Here is a 14,450-nt window from a genome sequence, read left to right as displayed (position 1 = left end):
ATGGATTAGTTCGTTCAATGGCCGATGATCTCGATCAGGCGGAGTTCCCATGCTTCCAGGGCCGCGCGGATCTCTTGCTGATACTTGTGCCGGTCATAGACCCCGGTCACGCCTTGAGCGGCGTGACCGATGACGCGCTCGGCGATCTCTTGGGGAATTCCGATCTCGGCGAGGCGGGTCCGGCAGGTGCGGCGTAGGTCGTGCGGTCGCCAGTAACCCCAGTCCGGGTGGTCACGGCTCCCGAGGGCGGGGCGGTAGCGGGTCAGCGCTTTTGAAAGTGCTGCGACCGTTCCGGGGTGGCCCTCCCTAAACTCGAAGACATAAGGCGACTCGGGCCAGTTGCGGCGATTGGCGAGGCGCGCGACCTCCGCGCGGGCGTCACTCACGAGGGCCAGCGCGGTCTTGGTCAAGGCAATGCTGTGCCCCGTGCCGGTCTTGCGGCGGCTCGCCGGTATCGTCCAGATAGAGCCCTCGATCTCGGTCTCGGTCATGCCCAGGACCTCGCCGGGGCGTTGCCCGGTAACCAAGATCAGCTTCAAGGCGAGGGCGGTCAGGCGATGAATGCCGCAGGTGTCGGCGGCGCTCCAGAACGCGCGGATCTCGTCATCGTCCAAGGTGCGGCCACGCTTTACGGTGGCCATGCGCTTGTTGATCCGAATCCCCTTGATGCCGGTCGCGGGTGAGACCTCGATCAGCTCCCGATCCTCCGCGAAGGACAGCAGCAGCTTGATGTAGCTGAGGAGCAGGGCGGCGGCGCGCGGGGTCTTCACTGCTCGGGACTCGACCAAGCCGATGATGTCGGCGCGCGTGATGGTTCGGACATTGCGCTTTCCGAGGGCCGGGATCAGGTCACGGTCGAAGTAGCGGCGGATTTCCGGGCCGCTCGCGAGCTCCCCGAGCCGGGCGGCCGCGAAGGTGTCGACCAGATCGGCGACGGTCGGGTCCGTGCGTTCCTTTCGGCGCTCCGCCAGCGGGTCCTCGCCGCAATCCACGCGGCGGCGGATCGCGTTCGCCTCCAGGCGGGCGGCGGCGAGGGTCCATGTCGGGTATGCTCCGATCGTTTGGATACGCGCGGCGCCGGCTTTCGTCTGGTAGCGCAGCACGAACGACCGTGCTCCACTGGCCATGATGCGCAGACCGAAGCCTTTCGGCGCGGATCGGTGGTGGTCGAAGACGACATGCTTGCCTGTCGCGGGCGCCGGCAGGGTGCGAACCAGTTGATCGGACAGCGCGACCGGAGCACGCCTCGGGGCGGGTGATTTCGGGGCGGTCGGTTGGTCGGACATCAAAACGCCTATGGGCATTGCTACAGGTGTGCCACAGCTTCGAAGTGTATTCGATGGCGTTTTATCGGTAAAGAATGTCTTTACATGTCGTTGAATGTCATAACCTAGTCAACCACTTAGGAAGTTTTAGATAGACGTGGCGCGGGGTTGGCTGCGGCGGTGGTAAATGATTGGTGCTCAGCTTCTGGGCACCACGTCCTTGTCGGTCGTCCGCCTGGTCGCTACCATCGGCGCGGCAACCGAACAGCAGCGATCCGGCGCGAGGAGCGAGTATGAGAGTGGTGATCATCGGCGGTGTGGCCGCAGGGATGAGCGCGGCGAGTCAGGCCAAGCGGGCACGCCCCGACGCCGAGATTATGGTTCTGGAGAAGACCCAGGACGTTTCCTACGGCGCCTGTGGACTGCCGTACAAGCTGCCTCCGGACACGGACATGGACGACCTGCTTGTCATCTCAGCGCAGCGCTTTCGCGAGGAGCGCAACATCGACGTGCGTCTCGGCCACGAGGTGCTGAAGATCGACCCGAGCCGGCGCGAGGTCGGCGGACGCAACGCCGAGGGTGATTTCGTGCTCGGCTACGACAAGCTGATCATCTGCACCGGCGCGCGGGTCTCGGTGCCGCCGATCAAGGGGCTAGATACCCTTTGGGGTGACGGCGCCTATCCGCTCAAAACCATCGACGACGGGCGGACCATCAAAGCGGCTATGGCGGCACATCCGCCCAAGCGTGTGGTGGTCATCGGCGCCGGCTACATTGGGCTGGAAGCGACCGAGAACTTCCGGGAGATGGGCGCCGAGGTGACCGTGGTGGAGGCCCTGCCCGAGATCCTGCCCTGGCTGCCCGAGACGCTGCGGGCGCGCGTGATGGACGAAGCGAAGGCGCACGGGGTCGAGATGCTGCTGGGCACACGGGTCGAGGCGATCGAGCGCACCGGTGCGGCGATCAGCGTCAAGACCGCGCAAGCCATCCTGGAGGCCGATCTGGTGCTGGTCGCGACCGGCGTTCGCCCCGAGTCCGAGCTGGCAGCGGCCGCGGGACTGGCGCTCGGGGCCGCCGGATCGATCGCGGTGGACGCCTACCTGCAAACCTCCGAGGAGCACATCTACGCAGCCGGCGACTGCGCCGACGCGATCCATGCCATCACCGGGGAGTCGGTCTGGTTTCCGCTTGCGCTGCGTGCCAATCGGGCGGGCAAGCTCGCGGGCGACAACATCTTCGGCCTGAAACGCCCGGCCCCTCCGGTGCTCGGCACGGCCGTGTTCAAGTTCTTCGGACTTGAGGTCGCCCGCACCGGGTTGTCGCGCAAAGAAGCCGATGCGGCCGGACTCGACACCGCGACCGCCGAAATCGTCGGCTCCACCCGTGCCGGCTACTACCCCGGCGGTGGCAAGCTCTCGGTCTGGCTGATCGGAGAGCGCAAGACGCGCAAGCTGCTCGGCTGCTGCATGGTCGGCCCCGAGGCGGCCGCGCACAAGATCGACACCGCCGCCGCGGCGATCCACGCCGGTATGACCGCCGAGCAGATCTACGACATGGACTTGGCCTACGCGCCGCCGTTTGGTCCCTCTTGGTCGCCCTTGTTGATTGCCGCGTCGCAGTTGAGCAAGGCGCTCGACTGAGTCGGCGACCGCCAGGGGCTGACGAATCGTGCGTAGTCTGGGCTTCCAGCCCTGATTCTTTCAGGCCAGGATGGCCTGACGACGCAATCAGCCGCCCATGCGGTCGGACCAATGGTCAAGACCTGCTGATTCAAGTCCACGAGGCTCAGCTTCATGACCACTGCAACGCACGGCAATTTCCAGCGTCTGATCTTCGCCGTCGAAACCATTCCGCCGGCACCGACCGCGGTCGCCCACCCCTGTAATGCCGCGGCATTGGGCGGGGCCGTCGATGCCGCGAAGGCCGGCATCATCACGCCCATCCTGGTTGGACCTCGCAAGAAAATCCTCGCGGCAGGGGCCGACGCGGGGATCGACCTCTACCCCTACGAGATCGTCGATGCCGAGCACAGTCACGCATCCGCCGAGAAGGCCGTCGCCCTGACACCGCCGTTGCGATGACGGCGAACGCTAGGCCGACACGCACATCGTCGTCGAGGCGCTCGTTCCCGGCGGTCGCGACCATCGCGTTGGGCGGGGCGATCCGGGTCATGACGGCGGACGATGCGAGGCGAGACGCGCACGCAGACCGCGGGCGGCGCGCAGCGCCCGTTCGCGGCCTTCCCAAAGCCACAGGGGCGGACCGGCTCGGCGGTGCAGCAGCCGGAAGTGCAGGGTCGGTGTTGCGCCGAGATAGTCCTTGAAGCGGCCGAGGGAGGTGGTCGGTGATCCGCCGAAGTTGATCCACTGCCAGGGCGTGGCGTCAACCGCCGCGCCGGTGTTCGGGGGCGCCAGCGCCTCAGCGACCGACCAGTACAGCGCGGGGATGGTGCCTAGGCCGACAGTCTCGGCGTCGAAGCCGGCGCGCCACAGATAGGCTTCCCGGTCCTCGCGGCTCAGCAAGACCAGCACGCTCGCCCGGCGGACGCCGGTGCCGTCACGGGCCGAGTACAGGCGCGCCCCGTCACGCGCCTGAAGCCATGCGATCCGCTTCTGCAACACCTCGGCCCAACGCCGGGTCGGCGCTTGACCGAAGCGCAGCACCACTCGGCGGTGCAGGTCGATGAAGGCCGTTACGGCGTCCGCTTCGCGGTCTTCGGCCAGGCGCAGCTGCTCCGAGGCACGCCGGATCTCGCGTCGCTTGTCCCGGTTCATTGCGGTCCACACGTCCGGCAGGTCGCAGAGCGGCCAGCGGTGGGTGTAGACCGGCACCAAGGTGAAGGGTCCGCGCAGCAGTGCACGTAGGTCCTGAAGCGCGGGATGGGTCTCGGCGACGATCAGATCGATCCGCGCCGCCACCGCCGCGGCCAGCGCCGCCAGTGCGTCGTAGCGCGCGCTGGCCTGGCGTACTGTCCCGGAGTCAAGGTCTGCGCTGAGGATCGGGCCGGCATAGAAGAGCTCGAAGTGATGGCTGATGGCGCCGCCGCAGCAGGGTCGCACCGGCAAGGCCCAGCCCGCCTGCAGCCGCCCGCCGTCGTCGCGCAACGCGAAGCGCAGCACCTGCAAGCGTGCCCCGTCGGTTTCCGCCAGCATCCGTAGCCAATCGCTGCGCAAAAAGGCTGAACCTTGTGGCGAGTCCTGCACGAGCGCATCCCAATCCGCATCGAGCGCGGGCGTCAGCGCATCGCAAATGACCTCCGGCATAAGCTTCCTCCTGACTGAGCGTCTGTTCCGGGTATGCGCGATGTTCAAGGATCCATCAAAACGGAAACAGCCAAGGCACCAGGGCCACCGACACCGTCATCGCGATGACGACGAACGGCAGGCCGACGCGCAGATAGTCGCCGAAGCGGTAGTTGCCCGCGGTTGCAACCATCGCGTTGGGCGGGGCGATCGGGGTCATGAACGCGGATGAGGCGGCCAAGGCGACGATGATCGCGAAAGGGTACGGCGAGGCGCCGAGCTCGGCGGCCAGTGCGAGCGCGACCGGAATCACCAGCACCGCGTTGGCGGCCGCGACCACGAAGAGGCCGATCAGTACGGTGATGAGATAGAGCGTCGCCAGGATCAGATAGGGTCCGGCGTCGCCGAGCAGTGCGACCAGCGCGGTGGCGGCGAGGTCGATCCCTCCCGTGCGTTCCAGGGCGATGCCGAAGGGCAGCATGCCGGCGATCAACACCAGGGTGCGCAGGCTGATGGCGCGGTAGGCGCTGTCGAGATCGATGCAGCGAAACAGACCCATCAGCAGGCAGCCGATCAGCGCCGCCTGCACCGCCGGCACCAGGTCGAGCACCATCAGGGCCACGGTGATGGCGAGAGCCAGCAGCGCGAAGGGCGCCTGTTTGGCGGCCGGCAGCACCTCGTCGAATTCCTTCGGTAGATTCAGCGCCACCAGATCGCGTCCGCCGCCGCGTAGCTGGCGGATCGCCTTCCAAGCACCGACCAAGAGCAGGGTGTCGCCGGGTTGCAGCCGTTCCTCGCGCAGTCGCTCGGGTGTCTGTGCGGTGGTGCCTCGACGCAATCCGATCGCAGTCAGATCGTATTGCGAGCGCAACTGCAGCTCGACGAGTGTCTTGCCGACCAGGCGCGAGTCCGCCGGCAGCATGACCTCGGCCATGCCCACACCCTGTGCCTGGTCGGTGAAATAGGCCCCGGACAGCGGCAGGCGCTCCAGTCCCAAGTCGGTGCAGCGGGCATCCGGTGCGGCGATCGGGGTCGGGCTGTCGATCAGCAGGATATCGCCGGCGGCGATCTCGGTGGTTGCATCCGGCCCGATGAGGCAGGTGCGGAACGGCCGACTGCGCTCGACGGCAAGGACCGCCAGCTCGGCATGGCCCGGCAGGGCGAGCGCGCCGAGCGGTTGCCCGACGAGCGGGGAGCCCTCGCGCACCCGCACGCGCAGCTCCCGCTCGGCCAGGCGGTAGGTCTCGACCCAATCGCTCAGGCTCGGCCGCCCGCCCGTGCGCTGTCCGTCCGCCCCTCCGGTGCCCAGCCAGTGGCGCGCGAACATCATGTAGGCGACGCCGAGCAGCAGGATCGGCAGGCCGATCGGGGTCAGCGTAAAGAAGGACATGCCCTCCGCCCCGGTGCGCACCAGCTCGTAATTGACGATCAGGTTCGGCGCCGCGGCGACCAGCGTCAGCATGCCGCTGATGAGCGCGGCGAAGGAGACCGGCATCAGGACCTGTGCCGGCGACATGCCGGTGCTCTGAGCGATGCGCAGCGCGACCGGGATGAAGATGGCGACCACGCCGGTGGAGTACATCACCGAGCCCAGCGCGCCGACGATCAACATCAGCATGGCGACCAGACGGGTCTCGTTCTTGCCGCCGCGAGCGACCAGCCAATCGCCTAGTCCCTGCGCGATGCCGGTTCGGGCCAAGCCCTCGCCGATGACGAACATGGCCGCAATCAGGACGATGTTCGGGTTGGCGAAACCGGCGATTGCCTCACGCACCGTGATGACCCCGGTGAAGGGCAGCGCGACCATCATCAGGAGACCCACGGCATCGGCCCGAGGGCGACCGAGGCTGAACATCAGGATCGCGCCGACCAACAGGGCCAGCACGAAGACCAAATCAAGGTTCACATTTCCCCCCTCGGCACGAATCAGGCGCCGTTCGGTTTGTTTCAGAACACTTCCCCGGCGTTGAAGCCCGCATCGACGGCCTGTTGGGCGGTACACGGTGGCCCTCGTTCTCGGTTGCGGCGAGCATCCTCGGCACTGTGCTCGGCGCAAATGATGCCTTCTTTCGCCGGCAGGACCTACAAAATCGGCGCGAGCAGGCGTACGGTCTTTGCGCCGACTTTTTGGTGGAATGGCAGGGCGTCATAGGCCCGGGTCCGACCAACCGTCGGCGCAAGTTGTACTTCCTATCGTCAGCACAACCTACAAGCTCGTGACAGGCGCAGGGCGTCGAGCGTGGTCACGGATAGGATCAGCACCGTCACGCCCGTGGCGATCACCACTGCGATGGCGGCGACCTGTCCCTTGAGGTCGAAGAGATCGCGCTGGAGCTTGGTACGGAGTGCTCGCGTCGGTCGACCTCGGCGACTCGACCGGGAACCCGGTCCGGACGTCCCCGCGCTCCCTACTTCTCCGATCCGCTCAGAAGGCGTCCGCTTCAACCTCCAGATAGGCCAGCGAGACGTGCTTGCCCAATTCCTCCTCGAAGCCCGGCCAATCCTTGAAGCGGGCAAGCTGCTCGGCGATGATCGGACGCATCTCGAAGTCGCTGCCGCCGCTCTCGTACAAGGCCGCGACACCGTCGTAGACCCCGGTCAGATAGTCGCGATAGGCATCGACGATCTCCCAGCCGCCGGTTTGGCCGTGCCCCGGAATCAGCACGCTCGCCCTCACCGTGGCTTTGACCCCATCCAACGCATTGATGCTGCCGATGAAGGATCCGTCGTCCATGCGCACGATGCGCCTGTTGCAGGCGTTGTCGCCCAGGAACAGCGCGTCTAGCTCCGGGATTTCGAACATCAGGTCCGAGGTGCTGTGCACGTGCGGGAAATAGTGGGTCTTGAAAGTAAGCCCTCCGATCGAAAGGGTCTCGCCACCCTCGAGGGCATGCGTCGGACCCTCGGCCACCGTCCCTTCGGTGGCGCCTTCGGTGGCGCTCAGCATGCGTTGCACCCACTCCTCGCCGGCCCCTTCGGCGACCAGCTTCAGCATCTCTGGATGCCCGTAGATCGGCACCTGCGGGGCCACGGCCAACATCGCCTGATTGCCCAGCCAATGGTCGCCGTGGACGTGCGTGTTCAGCACCGCCAGCAAGGGTTTGTCGGTCACCTTGCGGATCTGGCGCAGGACCATCTCTCCGGTCTGGACGCTCGACCCCGGATCTACGACGATCACGCCGGTCTCCGTGACCAGGAAGGCCGGGTTGTTCATGAATCCCTGGTTCTCGGGGGTCGGATAGTCCACCGGTCCGTGGATCACATAGAGACCGGGAGCGACCTGCTCCGCCGGGTAGTCCGGCAGGTCCGGGCCGCGATCCGCCAGGGCGGGGAAGGCGAGGGCGAGCATCAGGCAGGAGAGCAGGACGACCGGCCACGAGGGCCCGTGCGGGATTCGATCAAGCGGCATGGGTAAGCCTCCTCACGGTGAACCAAAATGGCGTTATACAGCAGGGGCGGCAAGGGAACATCCCGAGCCCGGTGCGATGCCGTGCTGCACTAGAAACTGGACCAGCCGAGATGCTCTCCGATCCATGCCTGAAGAGACCGCACCGCGGAGCGATCCTCCCAGGTGTCGTAAGAATCGGAAACCTGCCAATCCGGCTCGTTGCGCCAGCGCTGCTCGAACCAGGTCAGCGCAGCGCGGAGGAAGGGATCATCCGCCGGACCCACGACAAGGACATTCGTCTCCAGGTTGAAGTCGTCCAGGTTCCGTCGGGTGAAATTCGACGACCCTGTGATGAGCACGGCTTCGCCATCGGCGCGTTCCAGAACAAGCTGCTTGGCGTGACATTGCTCCCCGCTGGTATGACACCAGCGGACCGGGATTCCGGCATCGTGGAAACGCCGCCCGGTCTGGCGATTGGGGATTCCACTCTTCTCCCGGCCGAAGGCATCCCGGTTGGGGTCGAGCAGGATTCGGACATCGACGCCGCGACCCGCTGCGTCCTTGACGGCGCGGATCAGCGTCTCGTGAGAGAAATAGAACATGGCGATATTGAGCCGATCCCCGCGAGCCGCGCTCCGGATCGTGTCGAGCGCCGCCTCCCGGATTCGGCTTTCGGTGATGATCCGCGCCTGTAGTGGACTCGGCGCAGGCGCGTCTTGGTCGGCCGGGACCTCGAAGGGCACCTGCCCGGCGGAAAAGCGGATCACGGCGGTTTCGGTTTCCAGGAGATCCAGCGCCGCTTGGCCGCGAAACACCACAGCCGTGTTCACATGGGCGCTGCTCGCGTCATGCGGATTGGCCGACGTCACCAGTGCCACCCAGCCATCGCCTTCATCGGCCACGAGCGTCTTGCGATGATTGGCCTTGAGGTTGAGCAAGGCCAGATAGGTCCGCAGCGTGACCGCCTCTTCGCCCACCGGATTGGGCAGCCAGCCACGGGTGCTGTTGCCCAGCCACTTGCAGCAGAGTCGCCAAGCGGCCGACCAGAGGGGGTTGGGATCGCGCAGTCGATCGAGATCGGTATAGACCAGATGCGCACCCGCTGCCTCGAGCGCATCCAGGTGCGGCGCCGCGACCCCCCCGTAGAGGCTGTTGAAGGGGTCGGTGATGATGACCACTACGAGCCCCGGCCGGTCGCGCATGCGGAGCAGCAGGTTCTCGGTCAGCTCCCGAGACAGTGGCCGATGGGTTTCCGTGATCGTTCCCTGCATGGCATTGAACAGAAACATATCCAACACCAGCAGCCTGTCTGCACCCTGGATCAACGCGAAGACGCGATCGAAGATGACCTGTCGCGTGTGCCGTTCGCTCTCGGCATCCACCCAGGTGTGATCGGCGAGAAACTCCAGGTCATGCACCGGGCGCAGCGGTGGGGCAACGCTGATTCCAGACGGTAGGGGCTTGTAGGCATGGTAGAGGCCGTTGCCCAGAACAAGGGCAAGCAGCACCAGCAAAATGGCTTTCATCACCGGATCTATCGACGGGTCATGGGGCTCGATAGCCTACTGTACCTTGTCCCTGGGCCGAGGCCGCCCAAGGGCCGGGTTGGGTAACCGAATCCGACCGAGACGCGCCCGGCCATCAAGGACAACGCGCAAAGCGTCGTCGAGGACGTTCAGCGCATCCGTCGGCACCCCCTTGTTCCGGGCGATATTCCGATCGACGGCTACATCGACGACGTATGCACCGGCAAGCTTCTTGAAGTGCCGGAAGCTACTCAGGTCGGCATGGCATCGGTTTGATCGAAGCGGTGCGAACCTGCTCGTGACACCGCTCCGGCGGTGTCACGCCTCTCCCGGCGCTCCGCGCCACGATCCACAGTCTTACCCCCTTCCGTGGGTCTATCGGAGCGGCCGAGCTGTCGAGGGCCAAGGCAAAAGCTCGCGACCCTTAACCGACATCTTCCCGAACCCGCGCTCAACTCGCACTGATGACGAAGACGCCCGCACAGATCAACAACACCCCGAGGGCGCGCAGCAGGGTGACCTGCTCTCCAATCATAAATCCAACCAGCAGCGCCAACGCAAATCCCAGTCCCTCCAAGGGGTATGCCTTACTGACATCCCAACGCGCCAGCACCCACAACCAAGCGACAGCGCCAAGCGTATAGAGCGCGAAGCCGCCGATGATGGAGGGATTGAGCATGACGACCCCTGCCACGTGCAGTGCTGCTGGCTTCGCCATCGCCGCCTTGACCGCGACGCTCGACAGCCCTGCCTTGATCAGAAACTGAGCGGTTACAGATAATAGAACACAGCCAATCGCTGCGAGTGCCGTGTACATCGGTTTATCTGCTCACCATTTTTTGGTTGCTATCAAAGAAGCAATTCGGTTTCTTTCTTTGCGCTTGGCGCGGCCGAGCTTCGGGAGTTTGGACAAAGCCTTTGACGAGCAACGTCGCCATGCAGCCGGGTGCTCGGTTCCGGCCGGCCATGCAGGCGTGACGACCTCGCAGCCATCGGAGGATGAATCAACCCGACCCAATAGCGGGACCGTGCTCACGACACGAGTGCGCTGTCGTGCTTGCTCCAGAATTTGCGCGAGGATCTGCGGCACCTCGAAAACAGCACGGTTATCGATCCGTCGCACCCTGGATTGGTACTCGGGCAAGTTCCGCGTGATGTCGTCGACCGCTGCGCGGATGGACCGAAGACTGCGTTGCACAACACCCAAGCCATGTTCGCGCACCCATTCGGTATTCCAGCGCTCCTGCGGCATGGTCCATGCGTTGCGGGTCACGATCACCGGCAGCCCCTCGTGAACGGCCTCGCTTAGACTGCCCGGCCCCGGCTTCCCGATGAAGAAATCGGCCAGCCGCATCCATCGCGCAACGTCGGTCGTGAAGCCGACCACGACACGCGGCGCTGCCGCCGGCAGGGCGCGCAGTTCCGCTGCCAGGGTTTCGTTGCGGCCGCACATCAGAATCAGCGGGGTCTTCGGCAAGCGGGCGGCAATGCCCTTCATCGCTCGCGAGCCCGTGCCGCCGAACAACACCAAACCGGTTGGCGTCGCTGCATCCAAGCCCACCCGCTGCCGCTCTTCGCTGCGATCGACGGGCGCCTGCGTATAGAACTCGGGGCGCAGGATCATCCCGCTGCTGCGATACACGTGATCCGGCGAGCAGCCGGCGGCCAAAGCCTGCGCGTACGCGTACTCGGTACCGCACACCAGATGCTGAGCGAGGTCCGGCTCGATCCAGAAGTGTGGCGGGTGGTCGGCCATGTCGGTGAGCACCGTGACGAAGGGCACGCTCGCGTCGGCCAGCGCCAGACCGTCATACATCGCGCGGTTGAAGTTCGGGATCAGCGAAACGACAAGATCCGGCTTGGTCGTTCGCCAATGGATCGCCAGCCGCTGCACCATGAGGGCATGCGTCCAGCGGATCATGCCTTGCAGAAGCTTCAGCTCCTGCGCCAGCCCAAGCGTGAAGCCGGTGGCCAAGCGCCGATTGTAGATATCCTCCGGCTCCATCCCGGTAACGCGCCGAAAGTACCCGAGCGGATCCAGAACCTGCATCAGGTTGACCTTTCGCACCTGCCAAGGCAATCCCTGATCATGGATGACCTGCTCCAGCGCCAGCGCTGCAGCACGGTGACCACCCCCGGCATTGAACCAGATCAGATCGACGGTGGTCATGAGGGCAATCGTCGAGCGCAACGGCGACGGCGAGGGGAGATGTGGTGTTCAGTCAGCGGACGAAGAATCACGAGGCGACATACCGAGCGACTGGACCACATCCGGCTAGTGTAGCTCGGATGGTCGGCGGTTCCGGTGACAATCGTGTGACGCCTGCAGATGCCCGATACATTCATAGCGCTTGGCTTTTGGGTTGCCATCTTGAGTTTTATCAATAGATTAGACACCATTCGCTGGCCACCTATCAGTTGACGCCGGCGCCCTGGAGCCAGCTCGAAATGCCTCTCACGCAGACACGGACAGCACGGAGGATTCGAGATCTTTCCTTCGCGCCCTCCGTGACTCCATGGATCCGTGAGATATCTTAGAAACTGATCGGTGGCAAGACCCCATTCGTTGCGTTGCCGCGGTCGAGGTTGTCGCCTCGCTCGGGCCGCATGCGATGGCGTCCGTCATCACGCCGCGGCTCTGGCCTCGACCAGCTTCAGCACCTGCACCAACAGCTTCGCATCCTCCAGTGAGAACACCCCGGTCACGCCCTGGTCATCGAAATCCGTGAAGGGGCTTTCGTAGATGCGGCGGGGATCCAAGAGGCCGCGTTCGGTGAGGTGGTCGATGATGAGATTGATGAACTCGATCTGATTGGCGGTCAGCTCTCGTCCATCGATGAAGCCGGCAAGGGCCTGTTTCGCGGCCTCGCGGTCCAGACCGACCAGCGAGCGGATCAAGAGACCAATGCCGCCTTCGTTGCGGATGCGCTCCAAGTCCTCCGGACCGGCGATGCCCTCGTCCTCGAAATCGCTGTAGACCGTCTTGCGCTCGCCCGGCTCGATCAGCTTGACCAGACTGCGCAGACGGCGGCGGAGGTGCTCGAGCATCGGCAGGGTGATGTCCTGCCAGTAGTCCTCGGTCTGCACCTCGGCGCTTAACTGCTGCCAAGCGGCTTTGTCCTGGTACTTCTCGACGAAGCGCCGCTTCGGGCGAACGATGAAGTTGTCCAGGCTCATGCCGGCAACCTCTTCATGGAGCCGTTCGGCAAGACCTGCACGCAGCGCCGACAACTCCTCCGTCGCAACTCCGACATCCTTGCCTTGAATCTAGCCGATGAGCTCGACGCGGGTCACGAACAGCCGCTCGCCCAAGGAGCGACCGAGCGCCCCGTCGGTGGTCTTGGGGTTCTGGTTGAAGAGCTCGAAGTTCTGGCAGAAATCGAAGACCAGGAAGTGCTCCTTAATTGAACAGCCACTTGTTCAGCGCCGAGGCATCGACCTTGTCGGGGATGTCCCCGTCGTCCGTCCATTCCAGCGCATCCCACTGCTCCTTCTCCTCGTCCGAGAGGTCGTCGTAGCGGATGCCTTCGCGCTGAAACTTCAGCGGTACCGAGACCGCGATCGGCGGTACCAGGAAGCCGTCGGCAACCGCTTCGTCCAGATCATAGGCGTCGGTCGGGGCACCTCGCTCCAGATCGAAGAGGCTGTAGGTGTCGCGATCGATCTCGTCGCGCGGCGTGGCGGTAAGCCCCACCAGATAGCTGTCGAAATAGTCGAAGATCGCCCGGTACTTGCGATAGACGGAACGGTGCGCCTCGTCGATCACGATCAGGCCGAAATGCCCGGTGCCGTAGCCGTTGGTGAAGAAGAGGATCGATCGGCGCCGGTACTGCGCCTCCATGCAGTCGCCGTAGAGCTTCACCTGTTGCTGGCCTGCCCATGCATCGCTCTTGGTGCGCTTGCTCTCGACCAGCGCGAGCGGCTTGCCGTCATCGCCCCAGAGCACGTTGTCAACGAACCCTTTGCCCGTCGCGTTCGGCATCCCGGTCACCGGAAACTCGCGGTCGCGCGCCTGATCGAGCGGCCAACCGGCCTCATTCAGCAAGAGGTCGATGAAGGCGTCTCGGGTTTGCGCCTCGTTGTAGTCGTGATCATCGGGGACGGCTTGATTGGCTTTCTTGGTCGCCTCGATCTGCACGCGGAGCGCCTGGATCTGCGCTTCCAGCTCGTCGCGCTGCCGCTGGGTCTGGAGGCGCGCGGCCTCGGCCTCTTCGCGGGCCTTCGCCTGCTTGGCATAATCCTCGGCGATGCTCTGCAAGCGCGCAAGCGTCGTCGCCTCGACCATCTGCGTCTTCGGCAGGGCGTCGGCTGAGAACTGCAAGCCTGCTTCGGGCTTCTTGCCCTTGGCGTAGGTGCGAACCAGCCAGTAGGAAAAATGAAACAGCTCGCGCAGGGCGACGGTCGCCGTGTTCTCGGACACCGCGCGGCTGTCGTGGACGGCGCGATTGCCGAAATCCTTGATGAGCCGGGCCTTGGTCACGAGCGCGTTGCCGACCAACTGGAGGAAGGTGGCCTCGTGGATCAGCGCCGAGAGCGCCGTGCCGTAGGGGCTGCGCAGCGACCCGTCGTGCTGATACATCCAGCCGACGGCGGTTTCCAGGGCGAGCCGGGTATAGAAGCAAGCCGCCCGCGGATCAGAGCGTGCCAATGTCTCCGCCTGGCCCGCGTGCTCGAAGACTGCCGCGAATTCTGCTTGGAGGAAGGCGAATTGAGACATGGCGGCATGCTGCTTGATCAGCGTTGAGGCAACACGACTATGCAGCAGACTCGATCAGTGTGACACGATGCGTGAGTCCTAACTGATTGGCGCGCTTTTGAATACCCTGGTCAAGTGTCGCCAAACCGATGACTGGACCGGCCAGAGCCAGATGCAGCGCGTCGGCAAAGTCCATACCCTGCTCATACCAGTTCAGCGCATCGGCGACCTGCGGGCCGTGCTCGACTTGCACGGTCGGCAGCCCTGACACATGCCGAAGGCGCTCTGCGACGATCGCCGGTTCGAGCGCGTAACCGCGTTTCGATCCCATCA

Annotated in this window: 13 protein-coding genes; 3 read left to right on the top strand and 10 right to left on the bottom strand. The window is 64.8% G+C overall.

Annotation, left to right across the window (positions count from 1 at the left end):
- Positions 1 to 14: 14 nt before the first annotated feature.
- Positions 15 to 1,286: a tyrosine-type recombinase/integrase gene (locus tag AADX97_RS08090; protein ID WP_374233581.1), complete on the bottom strand. Its 1,272-nt coding sequence runs from the start codon at positions 1,284 to 1,286 to the stop codon at positions 15 to 17.
- Positions 1,287 to 1,558: 272 nt separating this feature from the next.
- Between AADX97_RS08090 and AADX97_RS08085 the strand changes: the two genes are divergently transcribed.
- The gene (locus tag AADX97_RS08085) at positions 1,559 to 2,905 is read left to right on the top strand and encodes an FAD-dependent oxidoreductase (protein ID WP_374233580.1); all 1,347 of its coding nucleotides are present in this window, start codon (positions 1,559 to 1,561) and stop codon (positions 2,903 to 2,905) included.
- 153 nt (positions 2,906 to 3,058) lie between these two features.
- Positions 3,059 to 3,346, top strand: a complete 288-nt coding sequence (locus AADX97_RS08080; RefSeq protein ID WP_374233579.1) for a hypothetical protein — start codon at positions 3,059 to 3,061, stop codon at positions 3,344 to 3,346.
- An 87-nt stretch (positions 3,347 to 3,433) separates the two neighbouring features.
- Here AADX97_RS08080 and AADX97_RS08075 read toward each other — a convergent pair whose 3' ends face one another.
- From AADX97_RS08075 to AADX97_RS08045, 7 genes are all read right to left on the bottom strand, one after another.
- Positions 3,434 to 4,528 carry a GNAT family N-acetyltransferase gene (locus tag AADX97_RS08075; protein ID WP_374233578.1) on the bottom strand — a complete coding sequence of 365 codons (1,095 nt, stop codon included), beginning with the start codon at positions 4,526 to 4,528 and terminating at the stop codon, positions 3,434 to 3,436.
- A gap of 55 nt (positions 4,529 to 4,583) precedes the next feature.
- Entirely contained in the window at positions 4,584 to 6,413 is a 1,830-nt protein-coding gene (locus tag AADX97_RS08070; protein ID WP_374233577.1) for an SLC13 family permease, read from the bottom strand.
- A gap of 519 nt (positions 6,414 to 6,932) precedes the next feature.
- Positions 6,933 to 7,916, bottom strand: a complete 984-nt coding sequence (locus AADX97_RS08065; RefSeq protein ID WP_374233576.1) for an MBL fold metallo-hydrolase — start codon at positions 7,914 to 7,916, stop codon at positions 6,933 to 6,935.
- 89 nt (positions 7,917 to 8,005) lie between these two features.
- Entirely contained in the window at positions 8,006 to 9,421 is a 1,416-nt protein-coding gene (locus AADX97_RS08060) for a phospholipase D-like domain-containing protein (protein WP_374233575.1), read from the bottom strand.
- A 451-nt stretch (positions 9,422 to 9,872) separates the two neighbouring features.
- Positions 9,873 to 10,238: a hypothetical protein gene (locus tag AADX97_RS08055; RefSeq protein ID WP_374233574.1), complete on the bottom strand. Its 366-nt coding sequence runs from the start codon at positions 10,236 to 10,238 to the stop codon at positions 9,873 to 9,875.
- Positions 10,239 to 10,250: 12 nt separating this feature from the next.
- Positions 10,251 to 11,591 carry a galactosyldiacylglycerol synthase gene (locus AADX97_RS08050; protein WP_374239286.1) on the bottom strand — a complete coding sequence of 447 codons (1,341 nt, stop codon included), beginning with the start codon at positions 11,589 to 11,591 and terminating at the stop codon, positions 10,251 to 10,253.
- A 455-nt stretch (positions 11,592 to 12,046) separates the two neighbouring features.
- Positions 12,047 to 12,598: a type I restriction-modification enzyme R subunit C-terminal domain-containing protein gene (locus AADX97_RS08045; protein ID WP_374233572.1), complete on the bottom strand. Its 552-nt coding sequence runs from the start codon at positions 12,596 to 12,598 to the stop codon at positions 12,047 to 12,049.
- A gap of 15 nt (positions 12,599 to 12,613) precedes the next feature.
- Between AADX97_RS08045 and AADX97_RS08040 the strand changes: the two genes are divergently transcribed.
- On the top strand, positions 12,614 to 12,829 hold the full coding sequence (locus tag AADX97_RS08040; protein WP_374233571.1) for a hypothetical protein: 216 nt from the start codon (positions 12,614 to 12,616) through the stop codon (positions 12,827 to 12,829).
- Here the strand turns inward: AADX97_RS08040 and AADX97_RS08035 are convergent.
- Positions 12,822 to 14,138 carry a DEAD/DEAH box helicase family protein gene (locus AADX97_RS08035; RefSeq protein WP_374233570.1) on the bottom strand — a complete coding sequence of 439 codons (1,317 nt, stop codon included), beginning with the start codon at positions 14,136 to 14,138 and terminating at the stop codon, positions 12,822 to 12,824. The two genes, AADX97_RS08040 and AADX97_RS08035, sit on opposite strands and share 8 nt — an antisense overlap.
- 37 nt (positions 14,139 to 14,175) lie before the next feature.
- Positions 14,176 to 14,448: a hypothetical protein gene (locus AADX97_RS08030; RefSeq protein WP_374233569.1), complete on the bottom strand. Its 273-nt coding sequence runs from the start codon at positions 14,446 to 14,448 to the stop codon at positions 14,176 to 14,178.
- Between the last annotated feature and the right edge of the window lie 2 nt (positions 14,449 to 14,450).

Source organism: Thiocapsa sp. C2-2m (assembly GCF_041903745.1).
GTDB classification, from domain to species: domain Bacteria; phylum Pseudomonadota; class Gammaproteobacteria; order Chromatiales; family Chromatiaceae; genus Thiocapsa; species Thiocapsa roseilacustris.
Note: the sequence above shows the minus strand (reverse complement) of the source record. Positions and strands in the feature narration are given on the sequence as shown.

Bases quoted from the DNA above. Each gene is read 5' to 3' on its own strand.
- AADX97_RS08090 (WP_374233581.1), bottom strand. From the start codon at position 1,286: ATGTCCGACCAACCGACCGCCCCGAAATCACCCGCCCCGAGGCGTGCT.
- AADX97_RS08085 (WP_374233580.1), top strand. From the start codon at position 1,559: ATGAGAGTGGTGATCATCGGCGGTGTGGCCGCAGGGATGAGCGCGGCG.
- AADX97_RS08080 (WP_374233579.1), top strand. From the start codon at position 3,059: ATGACCACTGCAACGCACGGCAATTTCCAGCGTCTGATCTTCGCCGTC.
- AADX97_RS08075 (WP_374233578.1), bottom strand. From the start codon at position 4,528: ATGCCGGAGGTCATTTGCGATGCGCTGACGCCCGCGCTCGATGCGGAT.
- AADX97_RS08065 (WP_374233576.1), bottom strand. From the start codon at position 7,916: ATGCCGCTTGATCGAATCCCGCACGGGCCCTCGTGGCCGGTCGTCCTG.
- AADX97_RS08060 (WP_374233575.1), bottom strand. From the start codon at position 9,421: ATGAAAGCCATTTTGCTGGTGCTGCTTGCCCTTGTTCTGGGCAACGGC.
- AADX97_RS08055 (WP_374233574.1), bottom strand. From the start codon at position 10,238: ATGTACACGGCACTCGCAGCGATTGGCTGTGTTCTATTATCTGTAACC.
- AADX97_RS08050 (WP_374239286.1), bottom strand. From the start codon at position 11,591: ATGACCACCGTCGATCTGATCTGGTTCAATGCCGGGGGTGGTCACCGT.
- AADX97_RS08045 (WP_374233572.1), bottom strand. From the start codon at position 12,598: ATGAGCCTGGACAACTTCATCGTTCGCCCGAAGCGGCGCTTCGTCGAG.
- AADX97_RS08040 (WP_374233571.1), top strand. From the start codon at position 12,614: ATGGAGCCGTTCGGCAAGACCTGCACGCAGCGCCGACAACTCCTCCGT.
- AADX97_RS08035 (WP_374233570.1), bottom strand. From the start codon at position 14,138: ATGTCTCAATTCGCCTTCCTCCAAGCAGAATTCGCGGCAGTCTTCGAG.
- AADX97_RS08030 (WP_374233569.1), bottom strand. From the start codon at position 14,448: ATGGGATCGAAACGCGGTTACGCGCTCGAACCGGCGATCGTCGCAGAG.